Annotated in this window: 19 protein-coding genes; 16 read left to right on the forward strand and 3 right to left on the reverse strand. The window is 61.9% G+C overall.

What is annotated here, in order from left to right; all coding sequences use genetic code 11:
- Positions 1–194: 194 nt before the first annotated feature.
- The 7 genes from WKF55_01155 to WKF55_01185 all read left to right on the forward strand — a co-directional run bounded on the left by WKF55_01155 (position 195) and on the right by WKF55_01185 (position 6,837).
- Positions 195–1,433, forward strand: a complete 1,239-nt coding sequence (locus WKF55_01155; GenBank protein ID MEJ7758176.1) for a sodium:proton antiporter — start codon at positions 195–197, stop codon at positions 1,431–1,433.
- A 249-nt stretch (positions 1,434–1,682) separates the two neighbouring features.
- Positions 1,683–2,624, forward strand: coding sequence for a mechanosensitive ion channel family protein (locus WKF55_01160; GenBank protein MEJ7758177.1), 942 nt, complete (start codon positions 1,683–1,685; stop codon positions 2,622–2,624).
- A gap of 1 nt (position 2,625) precedes the next feature.
- Positions 2,626–3,930 (forward strand): DUF2254 domain-containing protein, encoded by a 1,305-nt coding sequence (locus WKF55_01165; protein MEJ7758178.1) that lies wholly within the window; start codon positions 2,626–2,628, stop codon positions 3,928–3,930.
- A gap of 191 nt (positions 3,931–4,121) precedes the next feature.
- On the forward strand, positions 4,122–4,517 hold the full coding sequence (locus WKF55_01170; GenBank protein MEJ7758179.1) for a hypothetical protein: 396 nt from the start codon (positions 4,122–4,124) through the stop codon (positions 4,515–4,517).
- Entirely contained in the window at positions 4,517–4,777 is a 261-nt protein-coding gene (locus tag WKF55_01175) for a DUF5985 family protein (GenBank protein ID MEJ7758180.1), read from the forward strand. Before WKF55_01170 ends, WKF55_01175 begins: the two co-directional genes overlap by 1 nt.
- 8 nt (positions 4,778–4,785) lie before the next feature.
- On the forward strand, positions 4,786–5,061 hold the full coding sequence (locus tag WKF55_01180; protein ID MEJ7758181.1) for a DUF5985 family protein: 276 nt from the start codon (positions 4,786–4,788) through the stop codon (positions 5,059–5,061).
- 519 nt (positions 5,062–5,580) lie between these two features.
- Positions 5,581–6,837: a DUF1343 domain-containing protein gene (locus WKF55_01185; GenBank protein MEJ7758182.1), complete on the forward strand. Its 1,257-nt coding sequence runs from the start codon at positions 5,581–5,583 to the stop codon at positions 6,835–6,837.
- 126 nt (positions 6,838–6,963) lie between these two features.
- Here the strand turns inward: WKF55_01185 and WKF55_01190 are convergent, their stop codons facing one another.
- Positions 6,964–8,598, reverse strand: a complete 1,635-nt coding sequence (locus tag WKF55_01190; GenBank protein ID MEJ7758183.1) for a M1 family metallopeptidase — start codon at positions 8,596–8,598, stop codon at positions 6,964–6,966.
- A 342-nt stretch (positions 8,599–8,940) separates the two neighbouring features.
- Between WKF55_01190 and WKF55_01195 the strand changes: the two genes are divergently transcribed.
- The 9 genes from WKF55_01195 (at position 8,941) to WKF55_01235 (ending at position 17,631) form a co-directional block, all read left to right on the forward strand.
- A complete protein-coding gene (locus WKF55_01195) occupies positions 8,941–9,189 on the forward strand; it encodes a hypothetical protein (GenBank protein ID MEJ7758184.1) in 249 nt (82 codons plus the stop codon).
- Positions 9,190–9,320: 131 nt separating this feature from the next.
- The gene (locus WKF55_01200) at positions 9,321–9,581 is read left to right on the forward strand and encodes a GlsB/YeaQ/YmgE family stress response membrane protein (protein MEJ7758185.1); all 261 of its coding nucleotides are present in this window, start codon (positions 9,321–9,323) and stop codon (positions 9,579–9,581) included.
- Positions 9,582–9,866: 285 nt separating this feature from the next.
- Positions 9,867–11,981: a xanthine dehydrogenase family protein molybdopterin-binding subunit gene (locus tag WKF55_01205; GenBank protein MEJ7758186.1), complete on the forward strand. Its 2,115-nt coding sequence runs from the start codon at positions 9,867–9,869 to the stop codon at positions 11,979–11,981.
- Positions 11,978–12,526 (forward strand): (2Fe-2S)-binding protein, encoded by a 549-nt coding sequence (locus tag WKF55_01210; protein MEJ7758187.1) that lies wholly within the window; start codon positions 11,978–11,980, stop codon positions 12,524–12,526. Before WKF55_01205 ends, WKF55_01210 begins: the two co-directional genes overlap by 4 nt.
- A gap of 16 nt (positions 12,527–12,542) precedes the next feature.
- Complete coding sequence (locus tag WKF55_01215; GenBank protein MEJ7758188.1) at positions 12,543–13,361, forward strand: FAD binding domain-containing protein; 819 nt, start codon at positions 12,543–12,545, stop codon at positions 13,359–13,361.
- Between the two features lie 7 nt (positions 13,362–13,368).
- Positions 13,369–14,661: an allantoinase AllB gene (allB, locus tag WKF55_01220; GenBank protein ID MEJ7758189.1), complete on the forward strand. Its 1,293-nt coding sequence runs from the start codon at positions 13,369–13,371 to the stop codon at positions 14,659–14,661.
- Between the two features lie 32 nt (positions 14,662–14,693).
- Entirely contained in the window at positions 14,694–15,731 is a 1,038-nt protein-coding gene (alc, locus tag WKF55_01225) for an allantoicase (protein MEJ7758190.1), read from the forward strand.
- Positions 15,728–16,570 (forward strand): 2-oxo-4-hydroxy-4-carboxy-5-ureidoimidazoline decarboxylase, encoded by an 843-nt coding sequence (uraD, locus tag WKF55_01230; GenBank protein ID MEJ7758191.1) that lies wholly within the window; start codon positions 15,728–15,730, stop codon positions 16,568–16,570. Before alc ends, uraD begins: the two co-directional genes overlap by 4 nt.
- A 149-nt stretch (positions 16,571–16,719) precedes the next feature.
- Positions 16,720–17,631, forward strand: a complete 912-nt coding sequence (locus WKF55_01235) for an Atu2307/SP_0267 family LLM class monooxygenase (GenBank protein MEJ7758192.1) — start codon at positions 16,720–16,722, stop codon at positions 17,629–17,631.
- A 92-nt stretch (positions 17,632–17,723) separates the two neighbouring features.
- On the opposite strand, the gene WKF55_01240 is transcribed toward WKF55_01235, so the two are convergent.
- Complete coding sequence (locus WKF55_01240) at positions 17,724–18,938, reverse strand: urate hydroxylase PuuD (GenBank protein MEJ7758193.1); 1,215 nt, start codon at positions 18,936–18,938, stop codon at positions 17,724–17,726.
- Positions 18,935–20,293, reverse strand: coding sequence for a hypothetical protein (locus tag WKF55_01245; GenBank protein ID MEJ7758194.1), 1,359 nt, complete (start codon positions 20,291–20,293; stop codon positions 18,935–18,937). The genes WKF55_01240 and WKF55_01245 overlap by 4 nt, the downstream gene beginning before the upstream one ends.
- Between the last annotated feature and the right edge of the window lie 10 nt (positions 20,294–20,303).

Genomic DNA, 20,303 nt, shown 5'->3' on the forward strand with positions numbered 1-20,303 from the left:
TGCGAATACTCGCTCGACGCCCATTAAATTATCGCCCGCGCCACAAAAACTAGAAGCACCACCATGAACTGGACAACAGTCTTTGGTCGCCGACGTGCAGTTCGACTTCGCGTGGATGTCGGCGTGCTTCGGCGCTCTCAAATGGCCGCTGGTGTTCGGCTCATTCAAAGCGGCAACGTACAGTCTTCTAAAGCATGCAACTTTCCATTGAAAACATCGAAATTTTGCTCCTCGTTGCCGCAGTCGTGGCGATGCTGGCGCGGCGACTTCGCCTGCCTTATACCATCGGGCTGACGCTCGCGGGGCTGGCGTTGGCGCTGTTCAATAGCACGCTCAATGTCGAACTCACCAAAGAACTGATCTTCACCGCGTTTTTGCCGCCGCTGATTTTTGAGGCGGCATTCCATATGCACTGGCGCGAACTCAAACAAGACCTCGCGCCCGTATTGGTTTTAGCCACAATTGGAGTACTCGTGGCGGCGGCTATCACGGCGGCAGGCATTTATTTTGTGGCCGGTTGGCCCCTCGCCGCCGCGTTGTTGCTGGGCGTCCTGATTTCCGCGACCGATCCGGTTTCGGTGATTGCGACGTTCAAGGAAGCGGGCGTCAAGGGGCGTTTGCGCTTGTTGGTCGAGGCCGAAAGTTTGTTCAACGACGGTACCGTCGCGGTGATTTTTGGCGTCGTGCTGGCGGCCACCGCAAGTGCCGCGACTGTTGGCTCGGCCTCTTACGGCGGCGCGGCCAACTTGAGCGCGCTCGGCGTGGCACAGAGTTTCTTCGTCACCTTCTTCGGCGGCATCGCGTGCGGTGCGCTCGTCGGCGGCGCGGCATTGCTGCTGGCGGGGCGCACAGAGGACCACTTGATTGAAATCACCTTCACTTCGATTGCGGCTTACGGTTCGTTTCTGCTGGCCGAGCATTTTCATTTGTCCGGCGTTCTGGCGACGCTGACGGCGGGCGTTTTCATCGGCAACACCGGCTCGCTTGGCGCCATCACCGACAAGGGCCGCGAAAGCGTCGAGGCGTTCTGGGAATACATAGGCTTCGTCGTCAATTCCTTGATTTTTCTCCTCATCGGCTTGCGTCTGGGACTGGAAAAACTCTCCGCCGTGTGGCTGCCCGCACTGATTGTCATCGTGTTCGTCACTCTTGGCCGCGCGGTCGCGGTGTATGCGTGCTGCGCGCTGTTTCGCCGCTCGAAGTTGCGCGTTTCGCGCCCGCATCAGCACGTTTTGTTTTGGGGCGGTTTGCGCGGCGCGCTGGCTCTGGCTTTGGCGCTCGGACTGCCGAATGAGACACCACTGCACGACGAAATTATTTCAGTCGCCTTTGCTGTTGTCGCGTACTCGGTGATTGTCCAAGGCTTGACGATGACGCCGCTCTTAAGACGACTGGGCGAAATCGCGCCGCGTGAAGCATTACGCAAGCCATGAAACTGCGCATGATACAGTTCGTCTTAGCCGATCCGTTATGGCTTGTGCGGCTGGTGATGACGGTGAAGTCGATTGTCTTCTTGCTCACCTTCAGCGTGCTGATGCAAACTTCGTAATCAGGAACCTCGGCTTGTCTCGCTGATGGGGTCGCCTTTCGGCGCCCGTGGCCCCTCCAATGCAATGGGGTTCCGGATACACCCCGACGCGAACTCTCACGCGACGGCGCCCTTCACCACGCACCGGACCTGAATGTCCGAAGTCTGGCAGAGTTTTTCACGGATGGGCGCCGATTTGGTAGCCGCGTTGCCGCGCCTGCTCGTCGGCGTGATCGCGCTGGTGGCGGCAGTCGTCGTCGGCCGACTGATCCGAGCGGGAGTTCGCCGGTCGGCCGCGAAGCGGCGCGAGCACTACAGCCTGCAGATCGCGCTTGGACGCATGGCGATGGTTGCCGCGGTGCTGCTCGGATTGCTTATCGGCGTCACGGTCGCGTTCCCGACGTTCACACCGGCCGACATGATCAGCGCCCTCGGCATCGGCGGCATCGCCGCCGGCTTCGCGTTCAAGGATATCTTCCAGAATTTTCTCGCGGGCATCCTCCTGCTCATCACCAAGCCGTTCATCGTCGGCGACCAGATCGCGTTCGGAGATTATGAGGGCGTGGTCGAGGAGATCCAGACACGCGCAACGTTCATAAAGACGTACGATGGGCGCCGCGTTGTGATTCCCAACGCGGATCTCTTCATCAACCCGGTCATCGTCAACACCGCATTCGCAAAGCGGCGAATGCAGTACGACATCGGCATCGGCTTCGGCGACGACATCGATAAAGCGAAGCAGATCATTCTCGGCGTGATGCGCGATGCGGACGGAGTGTCTCCGGACCCGCTGGCGGACGTCATCGTGGTCGGCCTGGGCGAGGCGACGGTGAACCTGCGCGCGCGCTGGTGGAGCGACTCCCGCATCGCCGACGTGCTGCTGGCGCAGGACCGCGTGCTCTCCGAAACAAAGCGGAGGCTGCAGGCGGCCGGCATCGACCTTCCTTTCCCGACGCAGCAGATCCTGTTTCACGATCAGACCGAAGAGACCGACGGCGACCGAACGCGTCAGCGCGAGGGCTGGCCGCCATCCGCCACCGGCAATCCGGCGCCGCGGGCCGCCGCACAGCGCGATCCAGAACGCGGGGGACCGTGATGTGAGAGTGACTCTTCTCAAGTACTGGGACCGCCTTCTCGGCAGCTTCTGGTTTGTGCCGATGATCATGGCCGGCGCGGCAGTCGCATTGGCCAACGCGACCGTCGCCCTGGACAGGGCGGCGACGGCCGACTGGGTGAGCGCCCAGAGCTGGGCGTATAGCGGTAGCGCGGAAGGTGCGACCGCCGTGCTGGGCACCATCGCCAGCTCGATGATTGCCATCGCTGGGGTGGTGTTCTCGATGACCTTGGTGGCGCTGTCGCTCGCCTCATCGCAACTCGGTCCCCGGCTGTTGCGCGGTTTCATGGCTGACAAGGCGACCCAGGCAGTGCTCGGCACATTCGTAGCCACGTTTCTCTACTCTCTGTTCGTGCTCCGTTCCATCCGCCGAGTGGACGAAGGCCTCTTCGTTCCTCATCTATCCGTCGCGTTTGGAGTGCTGTTCGCGGTCACGAGTGTGGGGGTGTTTGTCTATTTCATTCATCACGTCGCAGTCTCCATACACGCCGACAACGTCGTTGCGCGGGTCGGCGCGGAGTTGGCGGAGCGTATCGAGCGTCTGTTCCCGGAAACGATCGGCCAAGGTGCGCATGGCCCCGCGGATTTGCCCGAGGCGTTCGCCCGCGATTCATGCTCGGTCGGCGCGGCCGAAGATGGTTACGTTCAACTGATCGACAGTGACGCCCTGCTGGCTCTGGCTGTTGAAGGAGACCTGGTTCTCCGAGTGGAGCGGCGCCTTGGACATTTCGTCGTCAAAGGCAGCCCGCTGGCGCTGGCCTGGCCCGGCAAACGGGTGAACGAACGCATCCAGGCCCGGATCAATGCGGCGTTCGTCGTCGGCAATCAGCGCACGCCTGTCCAGGATGTCGAGTTCGCCGTCAACCAGCTTGTCGAGATCGCAGTCCGCGCCCTCTCGCCCGGCATCAACGACCCCTTCACGGCAGTGGCCTGCATTGACCGCCTGGGGGCCGCGTTGTCGCGCTTGGCGCAGTGTGAGATGCCATCGCCCTGTCGCCATGACGGCGAAAACAAGCTGAGAGTTGTTGCGCCGGTCACTGAGTTCGCCGACTTCGCCGACGCAGCATTCGACCAGGTGAGGCAATACGCCCGCTCCAGTGCGGCGGTGACTATCCGTCTCCTGGAGACGATCGCGGTGGTGGCGGATTTCGCGCATCGGCCGGAGGATCTTGCCGCGCTTCGGCGGCATGCTGAAATGATCGCACGGGGGAGTCTGGAAGGATTGCCGGAGCAGGAGGATCGCCACGCTGTCGAAACTCGATACCTGGCAGCGATGGAATCGCTCTAGATTCGAGGAAAAGATCGGCACTGAATGCTAATGGTTAAACGGCTACCACGTGGGTGCCATGAGTCGCCTCAAAGGGCCTGTGATGTGTTGGTCAAGGTTGGGGTACATTGCACGGTACGCCGCCCGCCAGTGGCGGTGTGCCGCCGCCTCAGTCGAAGGAAGTGAAAGGGTAATGCAGATCACATCAATTAATGGCTGAATATCTGCTCGGACCGGAAGTCCGGCGGATGGTGACCACGCACCTGGCATCCATGGATCACATGGAGGTGCTTGTTCAGCTGTATGATAGAGCGCCCGCTGCGATTGCCTCGACCGAGGTCACCCGCCGTCTTGGGCGTCCGCCGGAACTGGTCGAGACCGCACTCGGTGATCTGGTGGAAGGCGGCCTCGTAGCCAGTGTCGCGTCGGGCTCCGGGGCCAACGAGTTCAAGTACGATCCGAGCTCTCAATCACTTCGCAACGCGGTGGAGGAGCTAATGACTATGTACAAAGAGCGTCCGGTAACTCTCATACGGGCGATATACGACCGGCCGGCAGAGCCTGTCATTTCCTTTGCGGAAGCATTTCGCGTGCGTGCCGGCAACTGATGGCACTTTTCATTTATGCGCTCTGTGCAATCACGAGTCTGGCCGCCGCGGTTCTACTCTACCGCGGATTTCGCCAGTCGGGCGCACGCCTGCTCTTGTGGAGCGCGCTGTGTTTTGCCGGCTTTTTTCTCAACAATATTTTGTTGATAGTGGACACACGCGTGCTCCCGGATCAGGACCTGTCGATTCTCCGATCACTTCCGTCGCTCGCGGGAATATCGTTTCTGCTTTACGGGTTGATCGCGGACTCGCAGGCATGAGGGGGGACATGACTGGAGTTTCGAGCCTCGTCTCGGGAGCCCTGGTGATGGGCTACCTCGTCGCGGCGACTTTCTTCCTTCGTTTCTCACGGAGAACGGGAGACAGGCTTTTCACGTTTTTTTCCGTTGCGTTCGTTCTTCTCGCGGTTCACCGCCTCGCGCTCGCGCTCGTCACCGACGTGGCGGCGAACGCAATCTGGCTCTACGTGTTGCGCCTGCTCGCCTTCCTGATCATCCTCGCAGCGATTGCGGATAAGAACCGGGCCGCGCGGCATTCGAGTTGAACCATTCGATAAAGGCGCGTATCGGGTGCATCGCCTGAACGAGAACGATGCGGCGCTCTTACAGGTAGGCCGGCATTATTCTAGTGGAGAAGTGGATCGTCACCCTGCGGGCGTGATTCGCCGCTTCTCCCTATCGCAACCCTTGTAGCGACTCACCATCGAGCGCACCGTCTCGCGGCCCGGAAACTGTCGTTGGACCGCACCCCTAACAGCGACAACCCGGGTGTACTGAGGTCGATCTCCAGTACGTGCATCCGCCACGGTCCGCGGTTGACCACAAGACTGCGATGAATGAACCCCGGCGCCACGGCTTCGACTTTCCCATCCGGCGCAACACTGCACTTCTCGCGGCCTCGATGGCGATGCTCTCGGCAACGGTCCGAGTTGGGGCTAGCTGCGCTGACCTGGGCGCCGCTACCATAGCGCTCGCGCCAATTGTGTTCATATTGGTCTCAAGCTGCTCGCGGGCACTGCCGCAGCCCGGATATCTTGTCGCGCCGACCCAACCTCGAGGTTCTGATGCCGCTGCGTGTCTCTCTCGTTGCCTTCGTTTTCGTTGCATGTGCGCATCCAGCCTCCGGAGTGCGTCAGCAGAATCCGCCGACCGCAGCGCGTCAACAGACTGGCAGTGTAGTGCCGGGTGTGGAGGTTCTTCTCCGCGATTCCATCCACCTGTTGACGGGCAAGCGGGTCGGGCTCATCACCAATGCCTCGGGGAAAGACCGAAAGGGCACCAGCACCATTGACCTGATCCACCGCGCTCCTGGAGTGAAGCTCGTTGCGCTGTTCGGGCCGGAACATGGCCTGCGTGGTGCGGCCGAGGCCGGAGTTCCGATCGCGAACGCGGTCGATTCGGCGACTGGCGTGGTCATATACTCACTTTACGGAGAGACACGCACCCCCAGTCCGGCGATGCTGGAGCCGCTTGATGTTCTCCTCTACGACATCCAGGATGTGGGAGCCCGAGTTTACACCTACCAGTGGACGATGGTGATGGCGGCGGCGGCCGCGAAAAAAGCGGGCAAGCCGTTCATCGTGCTCGACAGGCCCAATCCAATCCGTGCCGACAGGTTCGAGGGCAACGTTCTGGATCCGAGGTTCGCCTCGTTCGTGGGTTACCAGCCCGTCCCCCTGCGATACGGCTTCACCGCGGGTGAGCTGCTGCGTTACCTCGTAGGCAGGAAGCTCATCGATGCCGATGTCACCGTGGTACCCATGGACGGTTATCGCCGCTCGATGTGGTGGGAAGAAACCGGAATTCCATGGATCAATCCGTCGCCCAACCTGCGGACGATGGATGCCACTGTTCTCTACCCCGGCACAGTGATGTTCGAAGGGACGAACGTTGCGGAGGGCCGCGGCACCGAGGATCCGTTCCGGTTCGTGGGAGCGAGCTGGATGACCGACGCGGCAGCGATCGCGGACGAACTCAATTCGAAGGCGCTGCCGGGTGTGAGGTTCTCCGCCGCGACGCGAAAGATCACGCCTACCGCCCGGAAGTTTCCCGGGGAGACGATCCCGATGATCGAGGTGACCGTTACCGATCGCGACAAGGTCAGCGGGGCCGAGGTCGGCGCGCACATGCTGCGTGCGATCTACAAGCGTCACACGCGCGAGTTCACCTGGCGGCTGCCCCAGATCGACCGGCTTGCGGGTACTGACGAGCTTCGAAAGGCAGTGGAACAGGATGGCGGAGTAGAGCGGCTCCTTGCGCAGTGGAGAAGGGAATCGGCCGCCTTCGAAGTCGAAGCGCGGCCGTTCCTGATCTACAGATAAAGGAGTTGTGCCAGGCGCGTCGGACTTGCGCGGCCGCCGCCGCAGTCTCTCAGTCGGCACGGGCCCATTCGCAGTCGGGTTTATCAGCCCCCCATTATCAGTCAGAAAATGCCAGCGCTACTCCGACTATCTGGCAGCAGCGTGTAACAGCCAGCCATTGGGGTCAACCTGCACGCCGGTAACTGGCCCTGATGTCTTGAAGCGAAATACTTCACTGCGTGCGTTCACCTGCACTCGCTGCGACGAGGTGGTGCCGGCGGCGGAAACGGCTAGCTCCAGGGGAAAGCGGAAGGTGGGCCATGCCGCTTTCTGGGTCTGATTGACCGTAACAACCGCCTCGCGGGCGGCCGCATCGTAGCTATGGGTGACCGCCAGTATGGGATGGCCGGGACGATAGACCCACTGCTGGAAGAACCAGCCAAGATCGCGTCCGGATTCTTCCTCAAGAGCGCGCTGCAGGTCGGGGGTGCGTGCATTGCCGTGGGCGAAGCGGCGGTAATATCGGCGGATCCCCGAGAAGAAGACTTCATCGCCCAGCAAACCGCGCAGCATATGAAGAACGGCGCCGCCCTTGTTGTAGGAATTTGCGTTGAGCAATGCCACCAGGTCGTTTTTCGGTACCGCGGTGGTGTCGACGATGGCGAGGTCGGTGACTGGTGAATTGAGGTAACCCTGCCAGGACTCGGTAGTCAGTTTCCGGAAGCGGGCGAGGCCGTCGGCGCGTTCAAAGAACTGGTTGCCGAAGTAGGTGGCGAAGCCTTCGGAGAGCCAGAGGTGGCTCCAGTGTCCGGGTGTCACGGCATCGCCGAACCATTGGTGTGCGATCTCGTGCGAGACGGTTGATTCCGCCAGCGTGTTCTTGCTGAGCGCAGTCTCCGAATAGAAGATGGCTCCGGCGTTCTCCATCCCGCCAAAGCGAGTCGCGGACTGGACATTGGCCAGCTGCGGGTACGGGAAGGGCGCCACCAGGTTGGCGAAGTGTGCGATCATCTGGCCGGAGCGGCGGAAGATGTTAGCGTTGTTGAGGCTGTCCTGGGGGAACGCATAGTAGCTGACCGGTACACAGCCGTTGTGAGGGGGGGCAGCCCCACCTGGCGCGCAGCGATCGGTGACGCCGATGGCGAAGTCGGCCGCACCGATGACCATGAGATACGCCGGAATGGGCTGGTCGATCCGCCACTTCCAGGTGCGCTTCTGCTCGGTGAGGGCCGCGCCTTCCATCAAGCCTGTGCGCACTCCGTTGGCAATGACTTCCCAGGCTGCGGGGGCGGTAACCGTGTAGTCGACTGTGGCCTTGTCGCTGGGATGATCGATGACCGGAAACCAGAAACGCGCGCGATCGGGCCAGTTGTCGGCGAAGGCGCCGCGCGCTCCGTGCACGTTATTTCGAATGATGAGGCCATCGTCGGGCTCGCCGTCGTAGAGCACGGTAACGTGCAGCGTATCTCCCGGGCGCGCATCGTGTAGCGGGAAGTGAATGCGGGCGGAATCCTGGCGGAAGGACACTGCCCGGACGCTCGCGCGGCGCGCCTGAGTGGTCACGGTGCGCACGCGCAGGCCGGTAAGATCGAGCCAGACCGAATCGAGTGGAGCTGTGATCAACAGATCGGCGCGGGTACTGGCGGTGATGTGCTTGCCGGTGTCGGGCAGCTCGATCGTGATGGCGTAGTGGATGGCATCGACGCCGGATTGGTATGGTCCGGCGGGCGGCACGATGCCGACCCGCGTGGCCCGAGGCTCCGGCCGATCGAGGGGTGGCACCCTGACGCTTCCGGCGCATCCGGCCAGGATTGTGAGCGCGGCAGTGATGGCGGCTGCCTGTCTGCAAATCATTCGGCTTCCTCTTTCATAGTGAAAGCGGGTCCCGACGCTTGAATTCAGACGCGTCAACCCACTTTGGACAATCTGTGGGCCAGGAAATTCAATCGCCCCCGTGGGAGTATGCGGTGCGCTGCGGAGGGCGGCAACCGATCTTCGGGGTGAGGGGCGACGCTTACTCGCGTTGCGCACGCCAAAGGCCCCGGCCACGCACCGAACGCGAGAATGCGCATCCCCACACTCACAGGAGCGCGGTCATGGCGAAGGCGACGGACGCGAGAGCGCGTGCGCGCCGCGTTTGTGGATGCGCTGCTCGACCTGATCCCGGTGCTGCCGTTCGGCCTCACGGAAGCTCGCCGTCACTCGGCGTTGTGGGCCGACCTCGTTCGGGCAGGCACCATCATCGGACCGCACGATCCCCTGATCGGAGCTACCGCGCTTGCTCACGGTCGCGCTCTGGCCACGCTCAACCAGCGGGAATTCGCGGGTGTTCCTGGCTTGCGGCTCGTTCCCCTGGAGAAATTCCTTCGCTGACAATGCTCCTGATGGCACTGGCCCCGAATGAAGTCAGATGTTTAGCCGGGAGCGCTCATTCAAATTGCGGCCAGGAAAGTGCGTGAGAGCCTGCCATCGGCTGCGCCCTTACAACTACTGAAGGAGAACGGATGGACCTACTTACCTGGCTAATAGTCGGATTGATCGCAGGCGTTCTCGCATCTCTGGTTATGGGCGGGACGGGCTACGGTCTGATCGGGGACATCGTCATCGGAATCGTTGGCGCTTTCGTCGGAGGCTGGCTGTTCAGCGCAACGGGGGTAACAGTCCCGCTTGCCGGACTGCCCGGCACGATACTGGTCGCGTTCGTAGGAGCGGTAGTGCTGTTGTTCGTCATCAGGCTGATCAGGCGCGGTAGCGCGAGACGCTGACACCCGGTCAGCCGGGCTTTCACGACCGTCCCAGACGTCCGCGGGTGCCGGTGACTGGCGAGGTGTATTGACCAGGAGGTCTAAGCCAATCATTTCGGCGTTGAGCGCCCGACGCAGGAACTGTTGCCCATTTTGTGGGCGGAGCCGGCTCAGCGCATCGGTGAGATCGTATCAGGTAAGCGTGCGATTACTGCGGACAGTGAAGTGAACTGCATCTTCCCGTCGTCCACGCAAGGCGGCAAGTTGCGCTGATTGCGGCACAGACCCCCAAGGCCACAGCACTCAATGTCAGCAGTCGGCAACAGCGTCGCGCGCAAAGACGGAATCGGGAAGGCCACCGGTGCCGCTCTCTACGCCGACGATATCGTATTTCCAGGCATGATCCACGGCCGGACAATCCGATCGACGATCCCGTGTGGCCGCATTCGCTCCATTCGGTACGACTTCGACACCACCGGCTTCACAATTGTCGACTTCCACGACGTACCATCGAAGAACATCGTCGACCTCATGGTGCAGGACCAGCCATTTCTGGCCGAGCGGGAAGTGCGGCACATGGCGGAGCCGATCGTGCTGCTGGCGCACGAAGATCGCGAAACACTGAACGCGGCAAAGGTCACGATCGAGTACGAAGAAGATCCGCCGCTGTTCGATCCCGAACTCTCGACGCAGATATTCAAGACGGTGGAAATTCTGAAGGGCGACGCGGCCGGCGCATTCGCATCCGCAGACATCGTCGTCGAGGGGACGTACCGTACCGGCCACCAGGAGCATGTGTACATCGAACCCAACGGAGTGATAGCGGTTCCTGAAGACGGTGGAATCGCAATTCACGGCTCGGTGCAATGCCCCTTCTACGTGATCAAGGCCCTCCGCTGCCTGCTGGGCTCCGCGCACCCGAACGTACGGGTCATACAGACGGAAACCGGCGGTGGATTCGGCGGAAAGGAAGAGTATCCGTCGATGATCGCGGGACACGCGGTGATGCTCGCGATGAAGTCCGGACGTCCGGTAAAAATCATCTACGATCGCGCGGAGGACATGGTCGCCACCACCAAGCGCCACCCGTCGATAGTACGGCACCGTACCGGTGTCATGCGGGATGGGCGGCTCGTCGCAATGGATATCGGTGTGCTGCTGGACGGCGGAGCGTACGTGACACTGAGCCCGACGGTGCTGTCACGCGGGTGCATCCACGCGGCCGGTCCGTACCGCTGCGACAACATCCGCATCCACGGGACCACGGTCTTCACCAACACTCCCCCAAACGGTGCGTTCCGTGGGTTCGGCGCGCCGCAGACGGAGTTTGCCGTCGAAGTCCACATGGACCGCATCGCTGAAACACTTGGCATGGATCCCGTCGAGCTGCGCAGGATCAATGCACTCCGCCCGGGCGATACCACGGCCACTGGTCAGACACTGCGCGAGGATTGCAGCGCACTGATGGTGCTCGAGGAAGCTGTCGAGCGCACTGATTTTCTCCGAAAGCGTCAGGAATATAAGGGATCCCATAGATCGATCGGGCTCTCGCTGTTCTACCACGGAGCCGGATTCACCGGCGCGGGCGAACGGAATCTGAAATCGAAAGCGAGGCTGGAGCTAACACCCACAGGCGTGCGCATCGCGACCGGGAGCACCGAGATAGGACAGGGAACTCGCACCATGCACGCGCAGATAGTCACCGACGCGCTCGGCATTCCCTACGAAGACGTTGAAGTTGCGCAGCCAGATACGTCAAAGGTCGCCGACAGCGGGCCGACCGTAGCATCACGCACCTGCATGGTGGTCGGAAAGATCCTCGAAGAATGCGCATACGAGATGAAGGAACGGCTCGGCGGACTGTCTCCCGCGGAGTACCACACAAGAAATGGAAGTTTCACCGTGGAGCGTACATACGAGCCGCCGGATTGGATACAGTGGGACGATCAGGCCTACACCGGCGACGCCTATGCCACATATGGGTGGGGATGTGACGTCGCCGAGCTCGAGGTGGATCCCGACACCTTCGAGGTACGCCCGCTCAAGCTCACCGCGGTTCAGGAGTTCGGGCGCCCCATTCATCCTGCGCTTGCGCGCGGCCAGATCGAAGGTGGCACCGCGCAGGGGTTGGGTTACGCGCTCCTCGAGCGCGTGGTGATGCGGAATGGCGCGATGGCGAACGGGCAGCTCACCAACTATACCATCCCGACGACGCTCGACACTCCCGAGATCGACGTCGTAATGATGGAGAATCCGTATCCAGGCGGACCATTCGGCGCAAAAGGTTTGGGAGAGCTGCCGATGGACGGGCCCGCGCCGGCGGTCGTCAATGCACTGCGCCACATGGGCCTGGACGTGCGGGAGATTCCAGCGACGCCCGAACTGATTGCGCGATGCGTTCCAGCATCCACCACCCGATGAGAGACTATTTGCGGCGAGGCCGGCCGCTGAGACACCTCACGCGCCCGTTTGGTTACCCCATGAAGTTCACGCTGAACGGTGCCGCTACCGACGTCGATGTGCACCCCATGGCACGGCTCATCGATGTGCTGCGCGAGGACTGCGCTCTCACTGGCACCAAGGAAGGTTGCGGTGAGGGCGAGTGTGGAGCGTGCACAGTGCTGGTGAACGGAGAGCCGGTGTGCTCGTGCATCATTCCTGTCGCGCAAGTCGAGAACGCTGACGTTATTACGATCGAAGGCATCGGCGGCGACGACCCGTTGCAGCATCTCTTCATGAACGAGGTCGGCGCGCAGTGCGGAATCTGCACGCCCGGAATGATCATGGCGGCCCAGGTTCTCGGCCCCGATTCAACGCTGGATGACGTGAAAATCGCGCTCGCCGGAAATCTCTGCCGCTGCACGGGATACTCGGCGATTTATCGGGCAGTGCTGAAATGGCGCGGGGCAGACGCCGCCGAATCCATCGGGCGTCAGGGCTCCGGCGTAAGTGGAGTAACACCGTGAGCGGACACGTTGTCGCATGAGAGTCGCGACATCGCAGCTCGACCTGCGACGCGCATCGTCGCTCGACAACGCGCTCGACATTCTCCGCGACCGCGAGCGAACGCCGATTGCCGGCGCGACCGACCTGTATGTCGCGCTTAACTTCGGCACGCTTGTCCCAAAGCGCTTCGTCGATATCTGGGGTCTCGATGAGCTGCGTGGAATCTCGGTGCGTGACGACATCCTGGTGATCGGTGCGCTCGCGACGTATTCGGCGCTGATGCGGTCTTCGGTTGTCGCCGAGCGCCTGCCGATGCTCGCCGAGGCATCGGGGCAGGTGGGTGGGGTGCAGATTCAGAACCGGGGTACGCTTGGCGGGAACATCGCCAACGCGTCGCCGGCGGGGGACTCGCTGCCGGTGCTCGCCGCTGCAGATGCTGTTGTCGTGCTGCGCAACGCGGAGCATGAGCGCCGTGTTTCGATCAACGAGTTCTACACGGGATACCGGGCAACGGTGATGAAGCCGGATGAGCTGATTGTCGCAATCGAAATCGCGGCCGTCGAAGGCAGGCAATGGTTCAGAAAAGTTGGAACGCGTGCGGCTCAGGCAATATCGAAGATCGTCGTGGCGGGTGTTCGCGGGCCGGCAACGCGGATCGCATTCGGCAGCGTGGCACCCACTGTGGTACGTGCTCCAGAGACCGAACGGGCACTCGGCGACGGCGCCAGCATCGATGATGCCGCGGCTGTACTCATGCGAGAGATCAAGCCGATCGACGACATCAGGTCGACGGCGGAATATCGACTGAGGGTGTCCGCGAATCTGCTTCGCCGGTTCTGGGCCGACACTGCCTGATTTCATCATTCGCGGCCAGCGGGTCGTCACGGCAGAGGGCCTCGGCCCTGCATCGCTTCACATCGCGAGCGGACGGATCAGCCGCGTGGCTGCGTGGGACGATGTCGGTGCGAACGCATCGGTCACGGATGCGGGCGAGTTTCTTGTCATGCCCGGTCTTGTCGACACCCACGTCCATATCAACGAGCCGGGACGAACTGAATGGGAAGGATTCGAGAGCGCCACGCGGGCGGCGGCGGCAGGTGGCATAACGACGATCCTCGACATGCCGCTGAACGCGATTCCGGCGACCACCACCGCCGGCGCGCTTGAAGCAAAGCGGACCGCGGCAAACGGCAAATGCGTCGTGAATGTCGAATACATCGGGGGTGTGGTGCCGGGTAACGCTGGCGAGCTGCCGGGTCTTCGCGACGCGGGAGTACGCGCTTTCAAATGCTTTCTCGTGCCCTCAGGGGTGGAAGAATTTCCCGCCGTTACCGAAACCAACCTGCGCGTCGCGCTGCCAGTGCTCGCCCGGCTTGGGCTTCCACTGATGGTGCACGCCGAGGATCCCGCGTGGCTGCTCACCCACCACGGTAGTGGATCGCGCATTTACGCCGACTATCTGGCGTCGCGTCCCGTTGATTCGGAGCGCGCTGCGATCGCGCTCCTTGTCCGGCTAGTGGAAGAGTATCGGACGCCAATTCACATCGTTCATCTTTCTGCCGCGACCTCCCTCGACCTCGTGCGTGCTGCCCGGGAGGGCGGGCTGCCGATCACCGTCGAGACATGCCCGCATTATCTCACCTTCGCCGCGGACGATATCCCGGACGGCGCAACCGAATTCAAATGTGCGCCGCCGATTCGTGATGCCGCCGAGCGGGACGGTCTATGGAACTCCCTCATTGAAGGCGACGTCGATCTCGTCGCATCAGACCACTCGCCGTGCCCGCCCGCGATGAAAGAAACAGCCGGCGATTTTTTTTCTGCGTGGGGAGGAATTGCGTCGCTGCAGATCGCGCTCGCGGCGGTCTGGACAGGCGCGCGTGAACGCGGTATCTGCGCGGAGCGGACAGCTGAATGGATGAGCGCGGCACCGGCCCGGCTCGCGGGGCTCGGCGACAGGAAAGGAAACCTTGCTGCAGGTTGCGATGCAGATATCGTGGTCTGGGATCCAGATGCCAGCTTTGTCGTGGATCCCGCGGTTCTTCAGCATCGCCATCCCGTCACTCCGTATGCCGGACGCAAACTATTCGGCAAGGTGCTGGCAACCTGGGTCGGCGGACGCCTCGTATTCAGTGACGATCCCTCGTTCCACTGACCAATGAAACATTTCCATGTTACGCTTTCCCCATGATCCCAGCTTCCGGTGATGCATCCGAAACCCCCGATGCCTCGTTCATGGATCTGCCGGACCTTGCTTCCGAACGGCTCGGCGGGGCGGTGATTGCGGCGAATGATGAATTCTTTGCGGCGAAAGAGGGATTAACCAGGCTTGGTGCGCCGGAGTGGCGCGAAGGTGCGTACACCGAGCGCGGAAAATGGATGGACGGATGGGAAACCCGGCGCCGGCGCACTCCCGGCCACGACTGGGCGATCATCCGGCTCGGCGTATCGGGAATCGTACGAGGCGTGGTTATCGATACGAGTTTTTTTACCGGCAACTTTCCGGAGCACGCCAGCGTCGACGCCTGTGCAATCGGCGGAACACCGTCAGCAGACAGCGTTGCGAGGTCTCAGACACCGTGGGAGCCGCTGCTCGCGCCGTCCCCACTCAACGGTAACAGTCAGAATCTGTTCGCTATCGACCGCCATGCAGCGCGCGTGACGCATCTGCGCCTGAACATCTTCCCCGACGGCGGCATCGCCCGGCTGCGCGTACATGGAGATGTGCTGCCCGATCCGCGGTTGTTCGAGCAGGGCCGCGAAGTCGATCTCGCGGCAATGGAAAGCGGCGGCTTTGTCGTCGCTTGCAGCGACATGCATTACGGACATCGCCAGAATCTGATCCTGCCAGGCAGGTCGACGCACATGGGCGACGGCTGGGAGACTAAACGGCGTCGCGGACCGGGGCACGACTGGTCAATTATCCGTCTCGCGCGGCGCGGCTCAATCAATCGCATTGAAATCGATACGGACCATTACAAGGGAAATGCCCCCGGTAGCTGCACGGTTGAATGCATCGATGCGGAGAAAACAGGCGGAGTCGCATCGATCACTGATTCGGTACAGGAATGGAGCATGCTGCTCGGCGACACGCCGTTGCAGCCGCATTCGCGCCATCGGTTCGAGTCCATCGATCAGCGTGCGGCGACGCATGTTCGACTCAGCATCTATCCCGACGGCGGGGTAGCGCGGCTGCGCCTCATCGGAACGGCTGCTCCGCAATGACTCTTACGGTGCATGATTTCAACGCGCTTCCGGCGGACGCATCCGCCGAGCTGCTGAGGTCGTGCTGCGGTTCCTCGCGATGGGTCGACGAGATGATCGGCCGGAGGCCCTTCGGCTCGCTCGACGCGCTCCTGCTTGCAGCTGACCAGGCCTGGGCATCGACCGATGCGGGCGACTGGCATGAAGCTTTCGCCCATCACCCGCGGATCGGTGAAACGCAGAGCGTCGCGGCTCAGGATGCGCGTGCGTCGTCATGGTCGCGCGCGGAACAAGAAGCGATCGGCGCGGCATCCGAAGGAACGCAGGCGGAGATCGCTGACATGAACAAGGAGTACGAGCGTCGCTTCGGCCACATTTACATCGCGTGCGCAAACGGAAGGACGCCGAGTGAGTTGCTGACTGTCGCCAGGAAGCGCCTGGCAAACGATGCCGATATCGAGCTGCGGACGGCAGCCGATGAGCAGCGGCAGATAACGCAGCTCCGATTGCGGAAACTGTTCGGGGGACGAATGATTACCATCAGCACCCACGTACTCGACACGGCGCTCGGCAAACCTGCCGCGGGTATTCGAGTGGCGCTTTCCCGGGGAGATGCCGCTATCGGGTCTGGGACGACAGATGCCGACGGCCGCGTTCGCGATTTGAATGCAGCGGGAGTTGCGCTTGCGGAGGGAGAGTATCGACTGGCCTTCGCCGTTGGTGAGTACTTCGACGCGACTGCACGTGAGGCGTTCTATTCAGAAGTCGTGGTCAGTTTTCGTATCAATGGCGGAGGAGAGCGCTACCACGTGCCTCTGCTGCTCAGTCCGTTCGGATATTCCACATATCGCGGGAGTTGACGGCGCCGGCTGTCATTCTTACTGCATATGGAAATCGGCGTCTATACTTTCGCTGAAGTGAACCCTGATGAGGCTACCGGTTCGCCGGAGCAGGCTGGCCAGCGACTTCGCGATCTGATCGAGGAATCGAGCTCGCCGACGAGGTAGGCCTGGACGTCTTCGGCGTCGGCGAGCATCACCGTCCTGATTACGCCGTGTCTGCACCTGCGGTCGTCCTCGCCGCGGCAGCAACCCGTACAAAGAACATCAGGCTCACCAGCGCAGTCACGGTCCTCAGCTCCGACGATCCGGTGCGTGTGTTCCAGGACTTTGCGACGCTCGATCTTCTGTCTGGCGGGCGGGCGGAAATCATGGCCGGTCGAGGGTCGTTCATAGAATCTTTTCCGCTGTTTGGCTACGACCTCGACGACTACAGCGACCTTTTCTCGGAAAAGCTCGACCTTCTGCTGAAGCTGCGTGATTCGGTGAAAGTCAACTGGGCAGGCAGTCATCGAGCGCCGATAGATGGGCTTGGGGTGTACCCGAGACCGCTCCAGAATCTGCTGCCAGTGTGGATTGCTGTTGGTGGAACCGCGCAGTCTGTCGTACGCGCGGCGACCCTGGGGCTTCCCATGGCGCTGGCGATCATCGGGGGACAGCCAGCGCGCTTTGCGTCACTCATCAATCTGTACCGCCACACGGCGGAGAAGGCCGGGCGCGATCCAGCCGCGATGCGGGTGAGCATCAACTCGCACGGGTTCATCGGAGACGACTCGCGGCAGGCAGCCGACGATTTCTTTCCGCCATATGCCGAGGTAATGACGAGGGTTGGCGCCGAGCGGGGCTGGCCGCCAACGACGCGGCGGGATTTTGAGCAGGCGCGTCTGCTGCACGGGGCTCTCGCAGTCGGAAGTCCGCAGGAAGTGATCGACAAAATCCTCTATCAATACGAGATCTTCCGTCACGACCGTTTCCTCATGCAACTCACCGTCGGACCGCTGCCGCACGCAAAGGTGATGCGCGCCATCGAGCTGTTCGGCACCAGGGTCGCCCCTGTGATCAGGAGGGAAACCTCGGCCTGAGGTGGCCCTTGTCGTCCCGCCGATCGAGAGAGAACCCCGATAGGCGGCGCTACAACCTCCCACCGATGGAGAGAGAACCCCGATTGGCGGCGCTATAACCTCCCACCGGCGCGCGCGCCGGCGGCGATCCACCTGCCGAGTAGCGCGCGCTCGGCGTCCGTGATATTCGACTTGTTGCCGGGCGGCATCGTCCGCGTGACGACGGCCCGCTCCCGGATGCGCGCTGCGTGGGCGATGATCTGCCCAGGCGTGTCGAACATCACGCCGCCTGGTGCAACACCGAACGATCGATCAGCCGGTTCACTCGAATGGCATACCGTGCAACGCTGGTCGATGACGTGCCGTGCATCCTCAAATGTCAATGGCCCTCGGGAGCCAGCGACGGACTGTCGGGGCGCGGCCCCAGCATGGATTATGACGTACAGGGCTACGACACTCGACGCAATCGTCGCTGCGAGTGCCGGTTTCCAGTGCGGGTACGTAAATCGGATGTTGAGAGCATGACGAACTCCGGCGCCAGCAGCGACCATGACCAGAAGGAGCAGCCAATTATATGGGTGCCCATATAATCCTGGAAAATGACCACTCAACATCAGTGCGATGACCGGGAACGTGAGATAGTTGTTGTGAAGCGATACGCGCTTCGCCCTCGCCGCGATCACCGGATCCGCGCCCCTGCCTTCGCCCACCGATTTCACCAGTTCGCGCTGGGAAGGCATGAGGGTCTCGGCGACGTTCGCCGCCATGATCGTTCCAAGCATGGCGCCTGCATGCAGGAAGGCGGCCCGTCCGCTCAACAGCTGCGTCAATGCAACGGAGATCGCCGCGAGCGCCACGACCCACGCGACCACCGCAACCGTCTCCGATTTCGGTGCGACCGAGCGTTGCATGGTTTCGTAGAAAGCGCGACCCAGTACCAGGGCGCCGACGCCTACAGCAACCGCCTGCCAGTGGCTCAAACCTGCAACCAGAGGGTCGGCCAGCACCGCCCGCCCGCCTGCGTAGTACACGACGATCAGCAACGCAATCCCGCTGATGAAGGTCGTGTACGCCTGCCACTTGAACCAGTGCAGAGGTGCGGGGAGTTTCTCGCCCTTCAGCGGCGTCTTCTCTACGTAGTAGAACCCGCCCGAATGAAGCAGCCAGATGGTACCGATTGGCGAGCGCGTGTGCCCGGGGCCGGTTGCACCAATCAGCGATCGGTCAAGCCAGTTGAAGAGGAGAGAATTGCCCACCCACATGATCGCAGCGATCACATGAACCCACCGTGCAATCAGGTCCAGCAGCTCCACGGTCTGCCCGCTCACATCCGTCCTTTCATGATCCTGACGAACGAACGTTGCCGGAAATCTTCGGGGGTAAGTCCGGTCATTTCCAACGCTTCGGCTTCGGTGATCGCCCCGGAGTTGATTCCGCGCAGAAAGAAATTGAGCAGCCCCTGGCCTGTTGCGGCGTCGTCGAAGACATCGCCAATCAGCGTGGCCTGTGCCGCTTTGCCGACGAAACTCTTCAATCGCACGCCGGCGGCATCGATGCCCTCGAGGAAAAAACTGTAGAGTGCAGCATACCTGGTTACGAGTTGCGCCGGATGCAGATCCCACCCCTGATAGAATCCGCCAGACAGCGAATGCCGGACGTCGTCGAAGTGCATCTTCCACGCGGCATGGACGCTCGTTTCGTTCGCCGCCACCTCGTCAGACGTGAGCGACTTGCCACCCGCAACCGCGCGATGAATCGCAACGGGCATTACCGTTGTCGATCCGTCGGACAGCCAGACATCCGTACCGGCAAACGCAACCTGCATGAAGTGCTTCGCGAAGTCGCACGCTGGATGCTTCATGCGCTGATACGCAGCCGTAATGTTGCAGCTGGCCGTGTAGTCGTACGTCCCGAAGTGAGCGCCGCGCAACCGCCCGTCAGACGCGCCGAGCAGCCGCGGCAGCAGCGACGTACCACTCTCGTCCAGAATTATCTGCGGAGTTTCTACCATCACTTCGAACCGCAGCGTTCCATCGGCAAGACCAAGGTTTTGCTCGAGCACTCGAAGTACGTTAACCGTGTATTCCACCTGCTGAATCACAGTGACCTTTGGAACGGTGACGATCCAGTTTTCCGGAATGCCGCCAGCCTCGACAAGAGCGGTCGTCACCATATCCAGGGTGCGAATGCTGCGGCCGCGGAGCTCCTCGGTGAGCGGTTTGATTCGCATTCCGATGAATGGCGAAAGCGTCTTCTCTCTCATCCCCTTCGCGACTTCGTGAGCGACCGACTCGGCGTGACCATCTTCTTCGGCATCGGGCCGGTTGCCGTACCCATCCTCGAAGTCGATGCGAAAATCCTCGATCGGCTCGCGGACCAGTTTGTCGCGAAGTCTCTGGTCGATGACGGCAAGCGAAGAATGATCGAGAATGCCGAGCGCGCGTCCGAGGTCGGCGGGATCCGCGGCGTACTGTGTCAGCGCGCGTAAGGCGATCGATCCGAGCTTTGGGACCGAATCAGCAGAAAACAACTGCGCCCCGCCGTACACAGTATGAACGGGCTGGCGACCCGGACCCTCGCCAGGATGCGCACTGGCAAAGGCGATATTCGCCTCGCGCAACGAATCTGTGGCATCGGCGAGCATCGAGGGTTCGAGAGTAGTGGCTGACGGATGTCGACTCATCCGGGGAAGG

It is taken from the genome of Gemmatimonadaceae bacterium (assembly GCA_037721215.1).
Classification (GTDB): domain Bacteria; phylum Gemmatimonadota; class Gemmatimonadetes; order Gemmatimonadales; family Gemmatimonadaceae; genus UBA4720.

Coding starts and splice junctions, on each gene's coding strand:
- WKF55_01155 (MEJ7758176.1), top strand. CDS start 195: ATGCAACTTTCCATTGAAAACATCGAAATTTTGCTCCTCGTTGCCGCA.
- WKF55_01160 (MEJ7758177.1), top strand. CDS start 1,683: ATGTCCGAAGTCTGGCAGAGTTTTTCACGGATGGGCGCCGATTTGGTA.
- WKF55_01170 (MEJ7758179.1), top strand. CDS start 4,122: ATGGCTGAATATCTGCTCGGACCGGAAGTCCGGCGGATGGTGACCACG.
- WKF55_01175 (MEJ7758180.1), top strand. CDS start 4,517: ATGGCACTTTTCATTTATGCGCTCTGTGCAATCACGAGTCTGGCCGCC.
- WKF55_01180 (MEJ7758181.1), top strand. CDS start 4,786: ATGACTGGAGTTTCGAGCCTCGTCTCGGGAGCCCTGGTGATGGGCTAC.
- WKF55_01185 (MEJ7758182.1), top strand. CDS start 5,581: ATGCCGCTGCGTGTCTCTCTCGTTGCCTTCGTTTTCGTTGCATGTGCG.
- WKF55_01200 (MEJ7758185.1), top strand. CDS start 9,321: ATGGACCTACTTACCTGGCTAATAGTCGGATTGATCGCAGGCGTTCTC.
- WKF55_01205 (MEJ7758186.1), top strand. CDS start 9,867: ATGTCAGCAGTCGGCAACAGCGTCGCGCGCAAAGACGGAATCGGGAAG.
- WKF55_01210 (MEJ7758187.1), top strand. CDS start 11,978: ATGAGAGACTATTTGCGGCGAGGCCGGCCGCTGAGACACCTCACGCGC.
- WKF55_01215 (MEJ7758188.1), top strand. CDS start 12,543: ATGAGAGTCGCGACATCGCAGCTCGACCTGCGACGCGCATCGTCGCTC.
- alc (MEJ7758190.1), top strand. CDS start 14,694: ATGATCCCAGCTTCCGGTGATGCATCCGAAACCCCCGATGCCTCGTTC.
- uraD (MEJ7758191.1), top strand. CDS start 15,728: ATGACTCTTACGGTGCATGATTTCAACGCGCTTCCGGCGGACGCATCC.
- WKF55_01245 (MEJ7758194.1), bottom strand. CDS start 20,293: ATGAGTCGACATCCGTCAGCCACTACTCTCGAACCCTCGATGCTCGCC.